The sequence below is a fragment of the Roseobacter insulae genome (assembly GCF_019375555.1).
Lineage (GTDB): Bacteria > Pseudomonadota > Alphaproteobacteria > Rhodobacterales > Rhodobacteraceae > Roseobacter > Roseobacter insulae.
The window spans coordinates 1,193,744-1,213,836 of the sequence record NZ_JAHXDN010000001.1; the positions used below are offsets into that span (position 1 = coordinate 1,193,744).

Sequence of the window (20,093 nt, forward strand, 5' to 3'; positions counted from 1 at the left end):
GCATTGGTACGGTTTGACGGCATCCTCACATGAGGCCCGGCTCAGGCGTCTGCGCTTTCATCCTGCGTCACCCCAAAGAAGATGGTGTAGAGCGCAGGCACAATGATCAGCGTCAGGATCGTCGCAAAGCTGAGGCCGCAGATGATGACCACGGCAAGCGATTTGAAGAACGGATCCCACAGCAGCGGTACCACTCCCAGCACAGTCGTCAGAACCCCCAATGATACGGGTCGCACGCGGCTGACTGCGGCATCGACTACCGCTGCCATTCGCGCCTTGCCGTCCGCGATCTGCGTGTCGGTTTCATCAATCAGAACGATGGCGTTTTTGATCAGCATGCCGGTCAGCGATAGGATGCCCAGGATCGCCATGAACTCCAGCGGGGTCTGAGAGCCCGCAAGCCCGTAAATCACCCCGATCAGGGAGAGCGGCACAACCAGCCAGATGATGATGGTCTGACGCCAAGCGTTGAACAGGAACAGCACAACGAGGAACATCGCCCCAAAGCCGAGCGGCATGGTGGCGGCGAGGCCTGCGTTGGCTTCGGCGGAACTGCCGTATTCGCCCTCCCATGTCAGGCTGTAGCCCGGCGGCAAAGGAATAGCTTCGATCGGTGCCCTCACGGCGTCAAAGAGATCGCCAGACAGGACGCCCGGCGCGTTGTCGGCCTGCGCTGTGATCGCGAGCTGACGATCAATGCGGCGCAGGTTGCCCGCCTCGAACACGATATCAAACCGATCTACAACCTGGCTGATCGGGATATAGCCGCCGATAGCCGAGGCATAGACCTGAATATCCCGCAAAGCGGCGATATCATTGCGCGCGGCCTCGACCGGGCGCATCACGACGTTGCGCAACTCATCACGCTCGCGGTAGACACCCAGTGTCGTGCCGGTCAGGTGCCCATAGATCGCGTTCGAAATCTCCCCCTGTGTCAGACCAAGGAGGCGCGCATTTTCGGTATCGATGATGGGTCGGACGACCTGGACCTGTTCGCGCCAGTCATCCTTGACCGCGACCGCCCCGGCCTCGGACAGGATCGTCTTGGCTTGTCCGGCCAAATCGCGAAGCACCGCCGGGTCAGAGCCAAAGAACCGCGCCTCGACTTTCGATCCGCCACCGGGGCCCAGCACGAACTTCCAAACCTTCGTGTTCGACTCCGGGTAGGTGTTGTCGATGAAATTTTGCAGATCGACCCGAAGACCATCGATGACGGTATAGTCCTCCACGTCGACAAGCACCTGACCATAAGCGGAATTGCTGTTCTCGGATTCATAGATCAGCATAAACCGCAGGTGCCCGCCGCCGATCACGGTATTGGTGCCGGTGACACCCTCCAGCCCGCGAGCATAGGCGGCAATCTCCAGCAGATGCTCTTCGGTGTGGGTAATGTCCGCGCCTTGAGGCAGGAAATAGTCGATCACAAATTGGTCTCGTGTCGAGGACGGAAAGAAACCGGGCGGGACCGCGCTGAACATGGCAATGGCAGACACAAACAGCGCGACAGCACCACCAACGGTCAACCACCGCAGGCGGATCGCAAGCGCCAGCAAACGACGATAGCCGCCAAGCAGCGCATTTTCCCTTGGGGCAGCGTCTGCTTTCCCTTTCTTGAGTAAGAGCGTGCAAAAATACGGCGTGAGCCATATGGCCACCAACCAGGAAAACAACAGCGCGATGCCGATGGTCCAGAACAGGCTGCCCGCATATTCGCCGGTGTTGTCCGGCGAAAACCCGATGGGCGAGAAGGCAAGGATACCCACGATGGTGCCGCCCAGCAGCGGCCAGGTCGTTTGTTTGACAACGGCGCGCGACGCTTCTGCTGCGTCCTCGCCCCGCTGCACGCGCACCAGCGTCCCCTCGACCACCACAATGGCATTGTCGACCAACATGCCCAAAGCGATGATCAGCGCGCCAAGAGAGATGCGCTGCATATCGAGCCCATAGAGGTACATGCCAAAGAGCGTCCCCGCCACGGTAACCAGCAGAATCCCCCCCATCAGGATGCCGGAGCGGAGCCCCATGAAGATCAACAGCGTGCCAACCACAATGGCCAGCGCCAGAACAACATTGACGACAAAGTCGTTCACCGATGCCTCGACGCTCGCGCCCTGATCGGAGATGGGCAGGACGTTTATCCCTATGGGTCGTTCGCTTTCTAGCGCATCAATGCGGTCCTGCACCGCCTTGCCCATGGTCACCACATTGCCGCCGAGCGTATTGGAAATCCCGAGGCCTATCGCCTGTTCCCCGTTGCGGAACAACAGCGATGACGGAGGTTCTTTCAACCCGCGCGAGACGGTGGCGATATCGCCAAGTCGAAACGAAGTGCCGGTTTGGGTATTTGTTATCAACAGGCTTTCAATGGAACCGATCGAGCCAACTGCCCCCTCGGGCCGCACCGACAGGCGCGACAGTCCGGCAACGACGGACCCGGCTGGTGTGACCAGGTTCTGGCCTTCGAGCAGTTGCTGGATTTGCGCAGGGGCAAGTCCCAGTTCCGTCAGGCGAGCGGGGGAGTATTCGACATATATGACCTCTTCCTGCACGCCGCTCAGGACAACCTTTGAGACGCCATCCACAGTCACCAATTCGCGTTGAAGATCCTTGGCGTATTCATAAAGGTCTGAGATAGTGAAGCCGTCGCCGGCCACGGCGTAGTACTGCGCATAGACATCGCCAAAATCGTCATAAACCTGGCTGGACAGCGCATTGGGCGGCAAGCCAGATTGCGCGTCTGATATTTTTGCCCGCATCTTGGAAAACACCGCATCCAACTCGGGATAATCCGGCGTCGCAGCGATGGTGAACTCCACGGTCACAGTGCTGAGCCCCGGCGAAGAGACCGACCGCACCTCATCCACCCCGGCCAATTGCTGCAGGGCGTTCTCGATCACCTCGGTCACCTCCTCGGCCACTTGTTCGGCGGAGGCGCCGGGGTACGGCGTGATGATCTGGGCCTGCCGGATCACGAATTCGGGGTCTTCAAACCGGGGCAGCGCGGTGTAAGCAAAGTACCCCGCAACAAGGATCAAAACCGTGGCGACGGCAGATATCAGGCGCTTCTCAAGGGCAAACCGAGCCAGATCCATGCCCTAGTTCCCCACTTGGGTGATCGGACGGATGATCATTCCGTCAATGATCTCGCTGACACCCGCCGCAATCACGACGTCGCCGTCCTCAAGCCCCTCTGTAACGACCACCTGCGATCCGCTGGCCTCTCCAAGGCTGACCGATTGCTGGGAAACCTTACCACCTTCATCGACCTGCCAGACAAAAGGAACGCCGTCAGGCGTTGCGGCAATTGCCGATAATGGCGCGCTGACTTGCGCAGCACTGCCTTTGGTCGATGCAATCACACGCGCCACCATGCCGGGCAGGATCACAGAACCTTCCGGAACTTCGACCGCTACGCGCCCCCGGTACGTCTGCGTGGCGGTGTCTGCCTGCACCGAAAACTCGACGATCTCTGCGGCGAATTCCTGTCCGGGGATCGCATCGAAAACGGCCATGTTACTGATCTGGTCAGCACCGTTGCGGGTTAGTTCAATCACGTCAGGGCTTGGAATGTCGAAAGCCAGATGCACCACATTTAGGCCTTGAAGCAATACGATGCTTTGGCCCGCCTGAACGTTCGAAAAATTCTCGATGTCGCGCCGTGCAATGATGCCGTCAAAAGGTGCGAGAAGCGTGGCGTCCGACAGGCTGTCGCGCGCGATTTTCATCTGTGCGTCGATACCGCGAATTGCAGCTTCGGAGGCAGCAATATCCTCTGGCCGCCCCCCGACTTGTCCAATACGCAATTGTTCTTCCTGCGCACGCAGATTGGCCTGAGCCACGCGAAACTCAGCCTGCGCCGCTTCGAATTGCGCCCGGGTTGTGACGCCGCGGTCCAAGAGTTCCTGCGCACGGTCTAACGCCTCGCGTGTCTGATCCACTTGTGCTTGGGCAGACGCCACTGCGGCTTCCAGTGCGATGATTTCTTCTTCTCGCGCACCGGCGCGAAGGGCTTCGAGCTGTGCTGTGGCTTGGTCCCGTTGGCTTTGAAGCTGAGTGATCTGGTTTTCGAAATCCCGTGGATCAATCTGTGCGATCACATCGCCTGCAACAACCTGCGAGGCCGCGCGGATTGGCAATTCGACCACCTGGCCAGAAACTTTGAACGACAACTCGATTTCGCGCGATGGGAGGACGGTTGCAGGGTACGCCCGAGAAATGGTCGAGGCGGTCGCAGTCACTTGAGCAACTTTGGCCGGGCGCGGGCTGGCCTCCTGTGCCGACAGCAGTCCACTACAGGCGATGCCGATTGCGCTCAACGCGCCCAAAATACTGAATCGCAACATAAGTTTTGCCTCCACCCGCCAAATCTGTCTCTATTGCGGTCTACACTAAAGGTGAAATGACGGGAACTGAATTGAGCGATCTTCAGCAGATACTCCTGGGAACCGGCCTGCTTACGCTCAGCGCGATCATCCACGTCACAGCTGTCGCCCTCAGCGTTCCCTTGTTCGGTAGGCTCGCGGAACGGTTGCCGGAAGAGGAATGGCCACGCTTTCGGATCGTCGTTTTTCTGGCGTTCGCAGTCTTTGTATTGGTGTTTGCTCATACGCTTCAGGTCTGGACATGGGCAGCTTGTTTCTTGGCAATTACGGAACTGCCCGATTTGTCGACAAGCTTCTACTTCGCGACGGTGACCTATACGACGCTTGGCTATGGTGACATCGTCCTTGGACCGGATGCACGTATCGTAGCCACATTCTGTGCGATCACAGGCCTTCTTACGTTTGGGATCAGCACGGCGTTCTTGATCGGCGTACTCGCGCGCATCCTGCCAAATGTATTCAGCAAAGACCCGAAAGCTTGAGATTACGAGCTAGCGACTTCGGCCAGTTGAGCAGACCATCGGGGTCGCTACACTTGCAAATCTAACGCGGGGGTAAATCGCTCGTTCAAAAGTGAGTCCGCCATTTCCAAAGCTCTTGCGTGCAATGCGAATTATAGCACGCAGCTCGGAAAAATAGACTGCGATGTCCGACTAGGTTCGATTCCGCGTATCTGTCTGAAGCAGGGGGACGCCCGCTTTGGCCTCGTTTCGCAGTACTGCGCATCGATTTGATCAGACGTGTCTTGTATCAGTTCCGCTGAAGCCGATTGAATGTCCGGTTCGCCGAGATAACTGCAGGGCAGCGATTGCACTGCCAGAATTCCTTGAGAATGCTGCGTGAGCGAAAGCTGCGTTTGCACAAGTCCGGTATGTCCCGCAAACCGGACCTGTCACCTCATGCCGCGCCGGTTCATCAGACCCGCGGCGGGCGGCTTTTGTAGACCGGCAGCCGCCAGCCGAAGGCCAGCGAGCCTGCGCGCAGCGCCCAGGTCACCAGCGCGCAGAGCATCAGCGGGATCAGGGCGTCCGGGAAATAGGGTCGTGCCAGCGCCGCTACCGTCGCTCCGGCGACGGCCGCGGTGACGTACAACTCACCCTGTTTCAGCACCACCGGCAAATCGTCCAGCACCACGTCGCGCAACAGCCCGCCCATGCAGCCGGTGATCGTGCCCATCAGCACCACCACCAGTGTCGGTTGGTCCAGCGACAGCGCCACCCCCGTACCCGCCGGTACCGCCACGGCGAGCGCAAATGTGTCGAGCCAGATCAGCGTTTTCAGACGGCTTTCGAAGCGGTGCGCGGTGAAGAACACCAGCACCGCCGCCGCACAGGCCACACCGATATACATCGGCTGGGCTATCCAGAAGATCGGGTTACGGTCCAGCAGCACGTCGCGCAGCGTGCCGCCGCCCACCGCTGTCAGGCAGGCGACGAAGGCAAAGCCGACGATATCGAGCTGCTGGCGGCTGGCGACCAGCGCGCCGGTCAGGGCAAAGATGAAGACGGACGCGAAGTCCAGAAAAGCGATCAGGGTCATTTCGGCTTGAACGGGGCCATGCCGGCGCGGGCCAGTGCGTCAGCGCGTTCATTCTCTGGGTGACCGGCGTGGCCCTTGACCCAGTGCCAGGTCACGTCATGCCGGGCATTGGCGGCATCCAGCCTCTGCCACAGCCCGGCATTGGCCACCGGCTTTTTCGCGGCATTTTTCCAGCCGTTTTTCTTCCAGCCGAAGATCCACGAGGTGATGCCGTTTTTTACGTAATTGCTGTCGGTGACGATGGTGATGGTACTGGACCGCGACAGCGACTCCAGCGCGTTGATCGCCGCCAGTAACTCCATGCGGTTGTTGGTGGTTTCGGCCTCGCCGCCTTTCAGTTCGCGCTCCTTGATGACCGTGTCACCCTCCATCGCGCGCATCAACACGCCCCAGCCGCCGGGACCGGGATTGCCCGAACAGGCGCCGTCTGTATATGCGAATAACTCAGCCATGAGCGGCGAGGCATATATAGGGGGCCTCGACACCGTCAAGCCCCTTCTCGCGGCCCGTGACCCGCGCGGTGATCGTCAGGCCCACATCTTCCAGCAGGCCGGTAAGTTCGGCATCGGTGTAATAGGTGTAGAAGCGGCCAATGGCATCGCGCTTGCTGCCGGTTCCGGTCTTCATGCCGATATGGAAGCGCCCCGCGGGCTTCAGCGCCTGCGCGAGCGCCGCCAGATACCGGGGCATGTCGCTGCGCGCGGCGTGCAACAGAGAGAAATTGGCCCAGATGCCGTCATAGATGTCGGTCCCCTCAATATCGTCGAACCCGGCAAGGCGTGTATCGACACCCGGATGCCGGGAGGCGAGCGCGATCATTTCCGGCACCGGGTCCAGCGCGGTGACGCGCAACCCGTGTCGCGCCATGGCCGCGGCGGAGGTGCCCGGGCCACAGCCCAGATCCAACACGTGAGCCCCCTGCGGCAGGCTGGCCATGAACGCGCCGAGCCGCGGGTCGGTCTGATTGAACTTGCCGGTCAGTGCGTCATATTCCTGCGCTTTTGACCCGTAGACCCTGAGGGTTTCGTCATCGTTCACAGGAAAACTCCGACGCTCAGGCAGGCCAGAACGATGCTTGTCAGGAGCACGCGCAAGGACATCCACCAGCGTGGTGTCAGCCCCCATTGCCAGAAGGCGAAATCCAGCAGCAGCAAGCCGCCGAAGCCGAACATCAGGTTCATGCCGGCGGTGACCGGGCCGCCACCTGTCATGAAAAAGGCCCAGAGCGCCGGGATCACCGAGAGCGTGTATCCAAGGGCCGCGCGCGCGCCGCTGGCTCTGGTGGCAAAGCCCCAGAGCACGCCCGACATGAACGACAGGATGACGGAGCCGTAGAAAAGCTGGATGTAGGGGCCGATGAACCGTGACCCCAGCGCGCGCAGTCCCCAGTCCGCCAGCGGCTCGACCAGATAGGTCGCCGCCCCCAACAGAAAGGGGATCAGGCCAGCCAGTCCCAGGACAAGGGGAGCGGTTGGGATTCGGTGCATCACGGCGCCGGGGCTTTGCCGTGGCGCGCGACAACCCGGATTTCGACCAGCGCCCCGGCGCGGCGCAATCCGGCAACTTCCACCGCCGTCCAGGCCGGGTAGGGCGGGTGTACATATGCCCCGTGTACCGCGTTGAACGTATCGAAATGCGCCTGCAGGCCGACGTGATAGCTGGTCATCTCCACGACGGAACCCCAACCGGACCCGGCCGCTGCCAGCACCGCGCCGATCTTGTCAAAAGCCGCCCTGAACTGTGCCTGCGGGTCCGAAGGCATCTCTCCCCCGGGGCCGCTGCCAGTCATGCCGGTCACAAACACATGCTCCCCCGAAACAACCGCCGGCGAGATTTTCATGTCGCCGCCGGTCATCCCCGGCGGGCTGACGGCAAAGGGCGCCGCGGTCATGCCGGCGTCCGCAAGACGCGCGGCACCTTGAACTCCACGTTTTCGACCGCTGTTTCAACCAGTTCGCGCGTCACCGAATAGCGCTCCGAGAACGCCTCTATCACTTCGTTGATCAGAACCTCCGGCGCGGATGCGCCTGCGGTGATGCCGATGCTGCGGATGCCCTCAAGGCTACGCCAGTCGATATCGCGCGCCCGCTGGACAAGTTGCGCGTAGGGGCAGCCCGCGCGCGCGCCGACCTCGACCAGACGTTTGGAGTTCGACGAATTGGGCGCACCCACCACCAGCATCGCGTCGCATTTGGGCGCCATCGCCTTGACCGCTTCCTGCCGGTTGGTCGTGGCGTAGCAGATGTCTTCCTTATGCGGGCCGACAATGGCCGGAAACCGCGCCTGCAACGCCGCCACCACGTCGGCAGTGTCATCCACGCTCAAGGTTGTCTGGGTCACATAGGCAAGGCGCTGCGGATCACGCACCGCGACCGTGGCGACATCCTGCGGGGTTTCGACCAGCAGCACCTCGCCTTCGGGCAACTGCCCCATGGTGCCGACGGTTTCGGGGTGCCCGGCATGCCCGATCATGATCATCTGCAAACCATTGTCCGCGTGGCGCTGGGCCTCGATATGCACCTTGCTCACAAGCGGGCAGGTCGCATCCACGAACACCATCTCGCGGGCGGCGGCGGCGGCCGGGACGGCCTTGGGCACGCCATGGGCGGAAAAGATGACGGGCCGGTCATCGGGGCATTCGGACAGTTCCTCGACGAACACCGCCCCCTTGTCGCGCAACCCATCAACCACAAATTTGTTGTGCACGATTTCGTGGCGCACGTAGACCGGCGCGCCCCATTTCTCCAGCGCCATCTCGACGATCTTGATCGCGCGGTCCACGCCCGCGCAGAAGCCCCGCGGGGCTGCGAGATACAATGTCAAGGGCGGTTTCGTCATGTCTTAGCTCCGGGTGTGTCACCAGAGGTAAGGGTTTGGCCCGGCAGCGTCCAGCGCGACGTGCTGCCGCGTGCCTCAACCGTTGGCGGCATCCGGGAATTCGCGCGGTGGCCGGCCGATCACGTCCTTGAGCTCGTCCAGCTCGATGAAATTGTCGGCCTGACGCCGCAATTCGTCCGAAATCATCGGCGGCTGGCTGCGGATCGTCGATACTACCGACACGCGAACACCCTGCCGTTGCAAGCTCTCCACCAGCGGGCGAAAATCGCCGTCGCCGGAGAAAAGGACAATGTGATCGACCCGGGGCGCGAGCTCCATCGCATCCACCGCCAGCTCGATGTCCATGTTTCCCTTGACCTTCCGCCGGCCCATGCTGTCGGTATATTCCTTCGCCGGTTTCGTCACCATGGTGAAGCCGTTGTAGTTCAGCCAATCAACCAGGGGGCGAATGGGGGAGTATTCGTCATTCTCCAGAAGGGCCGTGTAATAGAACGCACGCAAGAGCTTTCCCCGACGCATGAACTCCTGACGCAGCAGTTTGTAATCGATGTCAAAACCAAGAGATTTTGCAGCTGCGTAGAGATTCGATCCGTCGATGAACAGCGCGAGCCGTTCGTCCTTGTAAAACATAGTTGGTCCTTCCGATGGGGCGGCGCTGGTGCTCAAAGTTTGAAATGTTTAAAGGAACAGAGAGCCGACCCGCTGCAAAATAGGGAATTTTCCAAGTGTCGCAAGGGACTGACACAGACAAAACTGGCGAAAAGCTGCCACAAATCCGGTCAATTGCGTTGATTGCCCTTGGGTCAAACACCCCATCCGGCGCGGGTGACCCTACGGAAACTGTCGAAAAAGCTGTTGCTGCGATTGCACAATCGGTGGGGGTGATTCGCGGCGTCAGCAGGCTCTATGCGACACCGGCCTTTCCCGTGGGCAGCGGGCCCGATTTCGTGAATGCGGCACTTGCTGTCTCGACCGGCCTGTCGGCGCCGCGGGTGATCGAAATCCTGCACGGGATCGAGGCGCAGATGGGGCGTTTGCGCCACGAAAGATGGGCCCCGCGCACGCTTGACCTCGACCTGATCGCTCTCGGCGACAGGCTGTTGCCGGATGCGCAGACCCACGAAACATGGCGCAGTATGCCGCTCGCGCAGCAAATGACGCAGACACCGGACCGGTTGATCGTGCCGCACCCGCGGGTGCAGGAACGGGCATTCGTGCTGGTGCCGCTGACGGATGTTGCGCCGGACTGGGTGCACCCGGCCCTGAATCTGAGCGTTGCGCAGATGCTGGCAGCACTGCCCGATGACCTCAAGTCAGAGGTCGTGGCGCTGTAATATGCGCTTGTAAATCCCGCCGATAGGGCCTAAATACCGCACTTCTGACAAATCCCCGATTTATGGAGTGTTCCATGGCCCGCGTCACCGTTGAAGATTGCGTCGACAAAGTACCCAACCGTTTCGAGCTGGTGATGCTTGCGGCCCATCGTGCCCGTGAAATCTCTGCCGGGGCAGCGATCACCGTGAACCGCGACAACGACAAGAACCCCGTTGTGTCGCTGCGCGAGATCGCGGATGAGACGCAAAGCGCCGATGATCTGCGCGAGCGCCTGATCGAAAGCAATCAGAACCAGATCGAGGTGGACGAGCCGGAAGAGGACGCCATGGCGCTTCTGATGGGTGCCGAACAGGACAAGCCCGAAGAAGACAGCATGTCCGAAGAAATGCTTTTGCGGCAATTGATGGCGGCACAAGGGCAAAGCTGACCCCGGCTTGACCCCGGCCCGAGGGGCTGATGAATGACCACGACTGACCAGATGGACATTACCGCCGACGATCTGGTCAGCCTCGTTACCAAATACAACCCTAAGACGAACGAGACGCTGATCCGTGCGGCCTATGACTACGGCCGCGCGATGCATGAGGGTCAGAAACGTCACTCCGGCGAGCCCTATTTTTCCCATCCCGTTGCCGTTGCCGCCATTCTGACGGAGCAGCAACTGGATGATGCGACGATCATCACCGCGCTGCTGCATGACACGATCGAAGACACCAAGGCCTCCTACATGGAAGTTGCGGAGCTTTTCGGTGACGAGGTGGCGATGCTGGTGGATGGCGTCACGAAGCTGACGAACCTTCAGCTGAACTCGACCGAGACCAAGCAGGCCGAGAATTTCCGCAAGCTCTTCATGGCGATGTCGAAGGATCTGCGGGTCATCCTGGTAAAGCTCAGCGACCGCCTGCACAACATGCGCACGATCAAGGCGATGCGCCCGGAAAAGCAGGCGCAGAAAGCGCGCGAGACGATGGATATCTTTGCGCCGCTCGCGGGCCGCATGGGGATGCAGTGGATGCGCGAGGAGCTGGAGGATCTGGCCTTTCGTGTCCTGAACCCCGAGGGCCGCGCCTCGATCATCCGGCGCTTCATCAACCTGCAACGCGAAACCGGCGATGTGATCCAGCGGATCACCGGGGACATGCGGCTGGAACTGGACAAGGCCGGTGTCGAGGCCGATGTCTTTGGCCGTGCCAAGAAACCCTATTCGATCTGGCGCAAGATGCAGGAGAAGGAACAGACCTTCTCGCGGCTCTCCGACATCTACGGTTTCCGCATCCTCACCCGGTCGGAGGAGGACTGCTACCGCGCGCTGGGGGCGATTCACCAGCGCTGGCGCGCCGTGCCGGGGCGGTTCAAGGATTACATCAGCCAACCCAAATCGAACGGGTATCGCAGCATCCACACCACGGTGTCGGGCCGCGACGGCAAGCGCGTCGAGGTGCAGATCAGGACCTCGCAGATGCACGATGTCGCCGAAACCGGGGTCGCCGCGCATTGGTCCTACCGCGACGGGGTGCGGTCGCAGAACCCCTTCGCCGTCGATCCCGCCAAATGGATCACCCAGCTTTCCGAACAGTTCGATGCGGAGGAAGACCACGAGGATTTCCTCGAAGCGGTCAAGCTGGAGATGTATTCCGACCAGGTCTTCTGCTTCACGCCGAAGGGCGAGGTGGTCAAGCTGCCGCGCGGCGCCACGCCGATCGATTTCGCCTTTGCCATCCATACCCGCATCGGCATCGCCTGCGTCGGCGCCAAGGTCGATCACATGCGCGTGCCGCTCTGGACCCGGCTGAAGAACGGCCAGAACGTCGAGATCATCACCGCCGAAGGCCAGAGCCCGCAGGCCACCTGGCTCGACATCGCCACCACCGGCAAGGCACGCTCGGCGATCCGCCGCGCCCTGCGCGACCAGGACCGCGCGCGCTTCGTCAAGCTGGGGCGCGAACTGGCGCGTTCGGCCTTCGAACATGTGGGCCGCAAGGCCACCGACAAGGCGCTGGCCACCGCCGCACGTCACCTGCGCTTCGAGAACCGCGAGGATTTGCTCGCCCGCCTTGGCAGTGCCGAGATCACCGGGCGCGAGGTGCTGCAGGCGGTCTATCCCGATCTCACGCCGAAACCCGGCGAAAAAGTGGACGCCCATCGCGCGGTGATCGGTCTGGACGCGGGCCAGTCGTTCGAGCGGGCCTTCTGCTGTCAGCCACTGCCCGGCGAACGCATCGTCGGCATCACCTTCCGCGGGCGCGGCGTTGTGGTGCATGCGATCGATTGCGACCGGCTCAGCGCGTACGAGGACCAGCTGGACCGCTGGCTCGACCTGCGCTGGCACGAAGGCAGCCACCCGGCGGTCTACGGCGCGACGCTCGACGTCACGCTCAACAACGATTCCGGCACGCTGGGGCGCATCTGCACCTTGATCGGGGAAACAAGCGCCAATATTTCTGACTTACAATTTATCGACCGGAAACCTGACTTTTACCGTCTTCTGATCTATGTCGAACTGAGAGATGTTGCGCATCTGCATTCCCTGATGCTGACGCTCGAAGCTGAAAGCGACGTGGCGGAAATTTCACGCTACCGCAATATGTCACACGGGGGCGTCGAAACTCCCGCCTGATGCCGCTACCCGGCCATTTAGAGGTCACAATTTCGGGGTGTTCTGCCGGCGCAGACATCTCACAAGAGTTAAAAGGAACTCCGCCCTTTGGTTTTCAAACGCCGCGATCCGAAAAGCTGGCCCCGTGCACTGGCAGAATTTCTCTGGCCGCGCGGCGGCTGGGCGCGTGCGTTTCATTACGTCAAGCACCGGATGCGCCGTCTGCCCGACAGCCCTGAACGGATCGCACGCGGGATCTGGGCGGGGGTGTTTGCCTCCTTCACGCCTTTCTACGGTCTGCATTTCTTTATCGCGGCCGGTCTTGCCACGGTCATGCGCGGCAATGTCATCGCCTCGCTGATGGGCACGTTTTTTGGTAATCCGCTGACCTATGTCCCCATCGGGGTCGCGGCCCTGTCCACCGGCCACTGGCTGCTGGGCGACGATATGGATGAGCGTATCTCGCGCTCCTTCGGGGGCAAGTTCGTCGACGCCGGGGCGGACCTCAAAGACAACTTCATCGCCATCTTCACCAATGCCACCGCGGACTGGTCGCGCCTGTCGGTGTTTTACGACGAAATCTTCTTTCCCTACATGGTCGGGGGCATTCTGCCGGGCATTGTGTCCGCGACGATATGCTACTATCTGGCCGTGCCGGTCATCCGGGTTTATCAAAAACGCCGCAAAGGTATGATCAAGGCCAAATTCGACGCGCTCAAAGCCAAAGCTGCAGCAAAAGCAGATGCCAAGCGCAATGCGGAACATTCTACCGGGGACTAAAATGGGAGGCTGTAAATGGCCAATCACGGAAAGCTGCGCCTCGGCGTAAACATCGACCATGTGGCGACGGTGCGCAACGCGCGCGGCGGTGCGTACCCGGATCCGCTGCGCGCGGCACGGATCGCCGAGGAAGCGGGCGCAGACGGCATTACCGCGCATTTGCGCGAAGACCGGCGCCATATTTCAGACGCCGACATTGAGGGGCTGATGGAGGTGTTGACTGTCCCGCTGAACTTCGAGATGGCGGCAACCGACGAGATGCAGAAAATTGCCCTGCGTCACAAACCCCATGCGGTCTGCATCGTGCCGGAAAAACGCGAGGAGCGCACGACCGAGGGAGGGCTGGAAGTTGCCCGCGAGGAAAACAAGCTGGCGCATTTCATCGCCCCGCTGCGGGATGCCGGGTGCCGGGTCTCCATTTTCATCGCCGCCGACAGGCGGCAGATCGAGGCGGCCCACAGAATAGGCGCGCAGGTCATCGAACTCCATACCGGTGCGTATTGTGATGCCCATGCCGAAGACCGTCTGGAGGCGCGCGACGCAGAGCTCCGCGCCCTGCGGGATATGGCCACCTATGCGCATGAACTGGGGCTGGAGGTGCATGCCGGCCACGGGCTGACCTATGACACGGTGAAACCCGTCGCCGCCTTTCCCGAAGTGATGGAACTGAACATCGGGCATTTCCTGATCGGCGAAAGCATTTTTCTTGGATTGGGTCCCGCAATCGTGGAAATGCGGCAACTTATGGACGAAGCACGCCGGTCATAATCCGCCTATAAGTTGCAAATTTTAAACATTGGATCGCCCGGAGGTTGCGAATTGCGCGAATTTACATATAATTGTCATCATTGTTACCAGTTCATTTTAGGGAGGGAGCAGATGATATTCCGTCCGCTTCGGTTTTGTTTCAACTATGTTTTGATCACCATCGGCACCATTATTCTGACGATGATTATCCAGCAGTTCGTGGCCTTTGACCTCAGTTCGGTCGGCACATCCGTCATACCGCTTCTGGCGGCGGCGATCATTGAAGGGCAGTTCTTCGGACGCCATTGCGAGGGCCCCCCGGCCAAGCCTGTGATCTGGCGGGCGTCGCTGGAAATGACCGGCATGGTGATGATCCTCTCTGCGATCATCTTTGGCGCGCTGGTTGTGGTGACCCCCGAAATCCTCGGCATTTTCTCGGTGATCGACACCATGAAGGCAGCCGCGGTTCTGCTTCTGGCCGTTGGATTTTCCTGGGTGGTATTGCGCCTTGGCTACGGCATGGGTCTGCGCTCCGGCCTGCGGCACATGGCCTGACGGCACCGCCGTTCCGCAGGGTTCCTTGCGGGCAGGTCGGGTACAGGCCCGGCCTGTTTTTCGGTGGTCTGCGCGGTTTCGGGCGAAAATGAGCCTACCGCACCTGGGAAAACCGCGCTAATCACGCCTCATGATCATCGGTATTGGCACAGACCTTGCAAACATCGACCGGATACAAGGGACCCTGGACCGTTTCGGCGACCGGTTCCGCAACCGCGTCTTTACCGAGACCGAACAGCGCAAGGCTGAGCGGCGCAGGGATGTGGCGGGCACCTATGCCAAGAGATGGGCGGCCAAGGAGGCTTGCTCCAAGGCCCTTGGCACCGGGCTGGCCATGGGCATCGCGTGGAAGGACATGTCGGTCACCAACCTGCGTTCGGGCCAGCCGATCATGCATGTCACCGGCTGGGCCAAGGACCGGCTCGACGCGCTCACACCGGCGGGCCACGAGGCGGTAATCCACGTGACACTGACCGATGACCACCCCTGGGCGCAGGCCTTCGTGGTGATCGAAGCGCTGCCGACAGCCTCTTAACCTTTCGGTCACGATCCGCCGCGCGCGTTGCGTTAACGGTGCCTTTGGCGCATTGGCGGTGCACAGGCTGTGCACGCGCTGTGCACGGGTTGTGCCCGGTCCAAAACCCGCAAACGCAGGCCGTTAAGCGTGATTCGCCCGCCGCGCGCTCATCGGTACACCGAACGTTGCGCCCGCGCGCCTTGACAGCCCTGTTCCCCGCCCGCATTTAGGCGCAAACCAAATCACGGGAGCGCCCCATGGCCGCCACAGAGAAAAAGCAGCAGAACGCCTTTGTCGAGACGATCAAAACGATCGTCTACGCGCTGCTCATTGCCGGGGTTTTCCGCACCCTCTTCTTCCAGCCGTTCTGGATTCCCTCCGGCTCCATGAAGGAGACCCTGCTGGTTGGCGACTTCCTCTTCGTGAACAAGATGGCTTACGGCTATTCCTATGCCTCCTGCCCCAGCCTGATCCTGCCGAGGTTCGGCATTGATGTGGATGCCAAGGACATTTGCGGCGTCTTTGACGGTGACAACACCCGTCTGTTCGGTAACACGCCGGACCGCGGTGATGTGGTCGTCTTCCGGCACCCGGTGTCGGGCCGCGACTATATAAAACGGCTGATCGGGATGCCGGGTGACAGCATCCAGATGCGCGACAGCGTGGTCTACATCAACGGCGAGCCGGCCCCTCAGGAACCCGCCGGTGTCTTCGCCGAGATCATGCAGCCGCAGGGCCCCGAAGGCCGGCGCCCGCGCTGTTCCAACGGCCCGATCGGCGATGGTGGTACCTGCCACAAGGAACGCGCGATCGAGACACTGCCCGGCGGCACCAAACATGTCGTTCTGGATATCGGCTTGCAGGCATCCGATCGCACCGGCGTCTATCAAGTACCTGAAGGGCATTACTTTTTCATGGGCGACAATCGCGATAACTCGGCCGATAGCCGGTTGGCGCAACAGGTTCAGGGTGTCGGTTTCGTGCCTTTCGAAAACCTGATCGGCCGCGCGGACAGGATCATGTTTTCATCGGGCGGACGTTCCATGCTATTCTTCTGGACATGGCGCGGCGACCGTTTTTTCAAGGCCGTTGAGTGAAACTCTCTGCGGAGCTGAGATCCTTTCAGGATCGACTGGGGCACAGTTTTTCCAAGCCCGACCTGTTGGCACAGGCGGTGACACATGCGTCGATGTCCAGTGCCAACCGGGATGACAATCAGCGCCTCGAATTTCTGGGGGATCGTGTCCTTGGCCTTGTGATGGCCGAAGCTCTTCTGGCCCTCGACACGGGCGCGACCGAGGGCCAGTTGGCGCCCCGTTTCAATGCTCTGGTGCGCAAGGAGACCTGTGCGGACGTGGCGCGCCAGATCGATCTGGGCGCTGTGCTGCGCCTGGGACGGTCTGAAATGCTGTCTGGCGGGCGCCGCAAGCAGGCGCTGCTGGGCGATGGTATCGAAGCCGTCATCGCCGCCGTGTTTCTCGACGCCGGGTTTGATGCGGCGCGGAATCTGATCCTGCGGCTGTGGGGGCCCCGGGTTCACGAGGTCGAGGAAGACGCGCGGGATGCCAAGACAGCGCTGCAGGAGTGGGCGCAGGCCCGCGGCCTGAAACCACCATCCTACGTTGAAATCTCCCGCTCGGGGCCAGACCACGCACCTGTTTTCACCATTGCGGCACAGCTCGAAAACGGCGAAAGCCAGGAAGCTACGGCCGGCTCGAAACGTCAGGCAGAGCAGGCAGCCGCCAGCACCCTTCTGGCCGAACTGGAGAAGTCCACATGAGTACCCGCGCAGGTTTTGTTGCCTTGATCGGAGAGCCCAACGCGGGCAAATCCACACTTCTCAACCGCATGGTCGGGGCCAAGGTATCCATCGTGACCCATAAGGTGCAGACCACCCGCGCCCGCATCCGGGGCGTGGCGATGGAAGGTGATGCACAGATCGTGTTCGTCGATACGCCGGGGCTCTTCCAGCCGCGCCGCAGGCTTGACCGGGCAATGGTGGCGGCAGCATGGGGTGGGGCCGCGGATGCGGATATCATTGTGCTGCTGATCGAGGCGCAGCGCGGCCTGACCGAGGGTGTCGACCGTATTCTCGAAGGCCTTCAGGACATTGGTGAGGGCCGCAAGGTTGCCCTTGCGATCAACAAGATCGACCGGGTGCAGTCGGAAGTTCTGCTGGGGCTGAGCAAGGCCATGAACGACCGATATCCGTTTGTCGAGACCTTCATGATTTCCGCAGAACGCGGGCATGGTGTTGAAGCGCTGCGCAGGTGGCTGGCGGCGGAATTGCCGGAGGGCCCGTGGCTTTACCCCGAGGACCAGATTGCCGATCTGCCGATGCGGATGATAGCCGCCGAGATGACGCGGGAAAAACTGACACTGCGGCTGCATCAGGAACTGCCCTATCAGCTGACCGTTGAAACCGAAGGCTGGGAAGAGCGCAAGGACGGTTCGGCCCGGATCGACCAGCTGATTTACGTTGTGCGCGACGGGCACAAGGGGATCGTGCTGGGCCACAAGGGCGAAACGATCAAGGCCGTGTCCAAGGCCGCCCGCGAAGAGCTCGAAGAGTTCCTCGGTCGCAGGGTGCATCTGTTCCTGCAGGTGAAAGTGCGGCCAAACTGGCTTGATGAGGCGGAGCGCTATTCGGAGATGGGACTTGAGTTCAAAGACGGCAACGCCTGATACCGTGGGTCGCGATCGGCGGGACGCAGTGACAAAGTGGAGGCCACAATGGCCCGCCTGACGGCACGTTTCTGGATCGATGCCTACCTCGCGCGGTTGCGGGTTCAGGACATCCCGGCCTTCATCGTGGTCCATGGCGACGACACGGCCGGCAGCATATTGGTCAAGGTCAACAAGCTTGACGGGCAGGCGACGGTCTATCACCGAAGCTATAACCTGATGGAAGACACGCGCGAATGGTCGATCCTTGAACAGGGCCATGACCGGGAGGTCGACGCAAGTATCGACCGGCAGCGTGGGTATGATCCCGATATCTGGGTGATCGAGGTGGAGGATCGGCAGGGGCGGCATCTGCTCGACCAGCCGGGGCTTTCCTGATGGAATGGCGTGACGAGGGCATTCTGTTGAGTTCCCGGCGTCACGGTGAGACCTCTGCGATCATCGAGGTGTTCACGCCTGAGCACGGTCGCCATGCCGGGGTCGTGCGCGGTGGCACAAGCCGAAAGATCGCGCCCATACTGCAGCCCGGAGCGCAACTGGACGTGACGTGGCGTGCGCGGCTCGAAGATCACATTGGCAGCTTTCAGGTCGAGCCTGTTCGCAGTCGGGCGGCGGTGGCGCTGAACGACCGTCTGGCGCTCGCGGGTCTGAACGCCGTGACCGCACTGCTGGGGTTTTCATTGCCCGAGCGGGAGCCGCATGCCCGCCTCTATCACCAGTCAGAGCAATTGCTCGACCTTCTTGAGCAGGCGGACTTATGGCCACTTGCCTATTTGCGATGGGAAGCGCGCCTGCTTGAAGAGCTCGGCTACGCGCTCCAGCTCGACAGCTGTGCCGTGACCGGTCGATCAGAGGATCTGGTGTATATATCGCCCAAATCCGGCCGGGCTGTCTCTCGTGATGCGGCGGGTGACTGGGCGGATCGCTTGTTGCCTTTGCCCGACGTCTTGCGCGGTTTCGGGGATGCGGCGGACGCGGATATCGCGCAGGGCCTTGTCACAACAGGTTATTTCCTGAAGGAGCATCTGGCAAAGGATCTGGGAAACCGACCTCTGCCCGACGCAAGGGACCGATTTGTCGCGGCGTTCAATCGTCGGATTTGAAAACCATCTTACGGTCTTCCGGCGTTGACAGGATCAGCGTGTCGCCCAGCACTTCGGACAGCGTCATATCCGATAACGTGGACAGAAACTCCGTCTCATCGGCCAACCCGGGGCAGGCCAGACGGGTTGTCGAGATCGCTCCGGCCTCGAACCACGGGTAGGGTACGGCCATCGTTGCGGTGTAGGTGTTGCAGGGGGCTTCTCCGGTGATTTGGCCTGGTTCAGGAAATGTGAGCGTTGCCCTGTAGCGCACCGCCTGATCGTCCATTTCCATCAGCCGCCAGACCTTGTCCGAGGCACCATAGGCGCTGACCGTTTCATCCTGCCTGCATCCCGCCAGCACCATACTGACGCCGAGAAAGATCAGGCTCGCCCATCGCCAGCGCGTCATTTGAGCGCCAACACAAGGTCCACCATGGTGTCAAACGCCGCCGCGGGTGCCGCGTCGCCCCGGACTTGCGGCAGGCCGATCAACGCCCCCAGGCAGCTCTGCGCGAAGGCCGGGTTCTTGATGCCCAGATGGCGCAGCAGGTTGACCGTGTAGCGCAAGCGCTCGGAATCCACTTGCGCAACGGCCCGGGCGACGGTCGGCGCGGTTAGCGCCCACGCGCGCATGGCCGGGTCCTGTTCATCGGACAGGATTCGTGCGCCGAACTGGCGCAGTCGTTGCTCCGCATTGCCATCCTCCGCCAGCGCCGAGACAACATCGGCAAAGGCTCGCGACTGCCAGTCCTTGACAACCGCTTTCTGAAAATCCGGTACATCCTTGAAATGCCAGTAGAAAGATCCCTTGGTCGCGCCCAGTTGCCGCGCCAGAGGCTCCGCCGCGAGGGCAGTGGACCCTTGCGCAATCAGCGCATCCAGGCCTGCGTCTATCCAGGATTGGCGGGTGAGTCGCTGGCGTTTCATAGGCTAGCCATACGTAGCGGTATGCCATGCTGCAAGTGCGAAACGGCAAACCCGTCCAATCAGGCGGAGAGCGACGCATGCCCGGCCTGCATGAGCGAAAAACGCCC

Annotated in this window: 24 protein-coding genes; 13 read left to right on the plus strand and 11 right to left on the minus strand. The window is 61.2% G+C overall.

What is annotated here, in order from left to right; genetic code table 11:
* Positions 1-41 precede the first annotated feature (41 nt).
* Together KX928_RS05685 and KX928_RS05690 are read right to left on the minus strand one after the other, a co-directional pair.
* A complete protein-coding gene (locus KX928_RS05685) occupies positions 42-3,092 on the minus strand; it encodes an efflux RND transporter permease subunit (RefSeq protein ID WP_219499834.1) in 3,051 nt (1,016 codons plus the stop codon).
* Positions 3,093-3,095: 3 nt separating this feature from the next.
* Positions 3,096-4,343 (minus strand): efflux RND transporter periplasmic adaptor subunit, encoded by a 1,248-nt coding sequence (locus KX928_RS05690; protein WP_219499836.1) that lies wholly within the window; start codon positions 4,341-4,343, stop codon positions 3,096-3,098.
* Between the two features lie 71 nt (positions 4,344-4,414).
* Between KX928_RS05690 and KX928_RS05695 the strand changes: the two genes are divergently transcribed.
* Positions 4,415-4,864 carry a potassium channel family protein gene (locus KX928_RS05695; protein WP_219499839.1) on the plus strand — a complete coding sequence of 150 codons (450 nt, stop codon included), beginning with the start codon at positions 4,415-4,417 and terminating at the stop codon, positions 4,862-4,864.
* 433 nt (positions 4,865-5,297) lie between these two features.
* Here the strand turns inward: KX928_RS05695 and KX928_RS05700 are convergent, their stop codons facing one another.
* The 7 genes from KX928_RS05700 to KX928_RS05730 form a co-directional block, all read right to left on the minus strand.
* Positions 5,298-5,921 carry a trimeric intracellular cation channel family protein gene (locus KX928_RS05700; RefSeq protein WP_219499841.1) on the minus strand — a complete coding sequence of 208 codons (624 nt, stop codon included), beginning with the start codon at positions 5,919-5,921 and terminating at the stop codon, positions 5,298-5,300.
* Positions 5,918-6,373 (minus strand): ribonuclease HI, encoded by a 456-nt coding sequence (gene rnhA, locus KX928_RS05705; RefSeq protein WP_219499843.1) that lies wholly within the window; start codon positions 6,371-6,373, stop codon positions 5,918-5,920. Before rnhA ends, KX928_RS05700 begins: the two co-directional genes overlap by 4 nt.
* Positions 6,366-6,959: a class I SAM-dependent methyltransferase gene (locus KX928_RS05710; RefSeq protein WP_219499845.1), complete on the minus strand. Its 594-nt coding sequence runs from the start codon at positions 6,957-6,959 to the stop codon at positions 6,366-6,368. The genes rnhA and KX928_RS05710 overlap by 8 nt, the downstream gene beginning before the upstream one ends.
* Complete coding sequence (locus tag KX928_RS05715) at positions 6,956-7,408, minus strand: DUF3429 domain-containing protein (protein WP_219499847.1); 453 nt, start codon at positions 7,406-7,408, stop codon at positions 6,956-6,958. The genes KX928_RS05710 and KX928_RS05715 overlap by 4 nt, the downstream gene beginning before the upstream one ends.
* Positions 7,408-7,812 (minus strand): RidA family protein, encoded by a 405-nt coding sequence (locus KX928_RS05720; protein ID WP_219499848.1) that lies wholly within the window; start codon positions 7,810-7,812, stop codon positions 7,408-7,410. The genes KX928_RS05715 and KX928_RS05720 overlap by 1 nt, the downstream gene beginning before the upstream one ends.
* Entirely contained in the window at positions 7,809-8,759 is a 951-nt protein-coding gene (gene ispH, locus KX928_RS05725) for a 4-hydroxy-3-methylbut-2-enyl diphosphate reductase (protein WP_219499850.1), read from the minus strand. The genes KX928_RS05720 and ispH overlap by 4 nt, the downstream gene beginning before the upstream one ends.
* A gap of 75 nt (positions 8,760-8,834) precedes the next feature.
* Positions 8,835-9,389, minus strand: coding sequence for a LabA-like NYN domain-containing protein (locus KX928_RS05730; RefSeq protein WP_219499851.1), 555 nt, complete (start codon positions 9,387-9,389; stop codon positions 8,835-8,837).
* 95 nt (positions 9,390-9,484) lie between these two features.
* Between KX928_RS05730 and folK the strand changes: the two genes are divergently transcribed.
* The 12 genes from folK to recO all read left to right on the plus strand — a co-directional run bounded on the left by folK (position 9,485) and on the right by recO (position 19,077).
* Complete coding sequence (gene folK / locus KX928_RS05735; protein WP_308342226.1) at positions 9,485-10,093, plus strand: 2-amino-4-hydroxy-6-hydroxymethyldihydropteridine diphosphokinase; 609 nt, start codon at positions 9,485-9,487, stop codon at positions 10,091-10,093.
* A 74-nt stretch (positions 10,094-10,167) separates the two neighbouring features.
* Positions 10,168-10,521, plus strand: a complete 354-nt coding sequence (rpoZ, locus tag KX928_RS05740; protein WP_219499853.1) for a DNA-directed RNA polymerase subunit omega — start codon at positions 10,168-10,170, stop codon at positions 10,519-10,521.
* 33 nt (positions 10,522-10,554) lie between these two features.
* The gene (locus KX928_RS05745; RefSeq protein ID WP_219499855.1) at positions 10,555-12,711 is read left to right on the plus strand and encodes a RelA/SpoT family protein; all 2,157 of its coding nucleotides are present in this window, start codon (positions 10,555-10,557) and stop codon (positions 12,709-12,711) included.
* Positions 12,712-12,798: 87 nt separating this feature from the next.
* Positions 12,799-13,470: a DUF2062 domain-containing protein gene (locus tag KX928_RS05750; protein WP_219499857.1), complete on the plus strand. Its 672-nt coding sequence runs from the start codon at positions 12,799-12,801 to the stop codon at positions 13,468-13,470.
* A 15-nt stretch (positions 13,471-13,485) separates the two neighbouring features.
* Positions 13,486-14,238, plus strand: coding sequence for a pyridoxine 5'-phosphate synthase (locus KX928_RS05755; RefSeq protein WP_219499858.1), 753 nt, complete (start codon positions 13,486-13,488; stop codon positions 14,236-14,238).
* Positions 14,239-14,349: 111 nt separating this feature from the next.
* Positions 14,350-14,772, plus strand: coding sequence for an ABZJ_00895 family protein (locus KX928_RS05760; RefSeq protein WP_219499860.1), 423 nt, complete (start codon positions 14,350-14,352; stop codon positions 14,770-14,772).
* Between the two features lie 130 nt (positions 14,773-14,902).
* Positions 14,903-15,307: a holo-ACP synthase gene (acpS, locus tag KX928_RS05765; protein WP_219499862.1), complete on the plus strand. Its 405-nt coding sequence runs from the start codon at positions 14,903-14,905 to the stop codon at positions 15,305-15,307.
* A gap of 239 nt (positions 15,308-15,546) precedes the next feature.
* Positions 15,547-16,386: a signal peptidase I gene (gene lepB, locus KX928_RS05770; RefSeq protein ID WP_219499864.1), complete on the plus strand. Its 840-nt coding sequence runs from the start codon at positions 15,547-15,549 to the stop codon at positions 16,384-16,386.
* Complete coding sequence (gene rnc, locus KX928_RS05775) at positions 16,383-17,069, plus strand: ribonuclease III (RefSeq protein WP_219499865.1); 687 nt, start codon at positions 16,383-16,385, stop codon at positions 17,067-17,069. The genes lepB and rnc overlap by 4 nt, the downstream gene beginning before the upstream one ends.
* A complete protein-coding gene (gene era / locus KX928_RS05780; RefSeq protein ID WP_219499867.1) occupies positions 17,066-17,974 on the plus strand; it encodes a GTPase Era in 909 nt (302 codons plus the stop codon). Before rnc ends, era begins: the two co-directional genes overlap by 4 nt.
* Positions 17,975-18,022: 48 nt before the next feature.
* Positions 18,023-18,352 carry a DUF1491 family protein gene (locus tag KX928_RS05785; RefSeq protein WP_219499870.1) on the plus strand — a complete coding sequence of 110 codons (330 nt, stop codon included), beginning with the start codon at positions 18,023-18,025 and terminating at the stop codon, positions 18,350-18,352.
* Positions 18,352-19,077: a DNA repair protein RecO gene (gene recO / locus KX928_RS05790; protein WP_219499872.1), complete on the plus strand. Its 726-nt coding sequence runs from the start codon at positions 18,352-18,354 to the stop codon at positions 19,075-19,077. The genes KX928_RS05785 and recO overlap by 1 nt, the downstream gene beginning before the upstream one ends.
* Here the strand turns inward: recO and KX928_RS05795 are convergent.
* Complete coding sequence (locus tag KX928_RS05795) at positions 19,061-19,468, minus strand: META domain-containing protein (RefSeq protein WP_219499874.1); 408 nt, start codon at positions 19,466-19,468, stop codon at positions 19,061-19,063. The genes recO and KX928_RS05795 overlap by 17 nt on opposite strands.
* A complete protein-coding gene (locus KX928_RS05800; RefSeq protein WP_219499877.1) occupies positions 19,465-19,986 on the minus strand; it encodes a TetR/AcrR family transcriptional regulator in 522 nt (173 codons plus the stop codon). The genes KX928_RS05795 and KX928_RS05800 overlap by 4 nt, the downstream gene beginning before the upstream one ends.
* Positions 19,987-20,093: the final 107 nt, after the last annotated feature.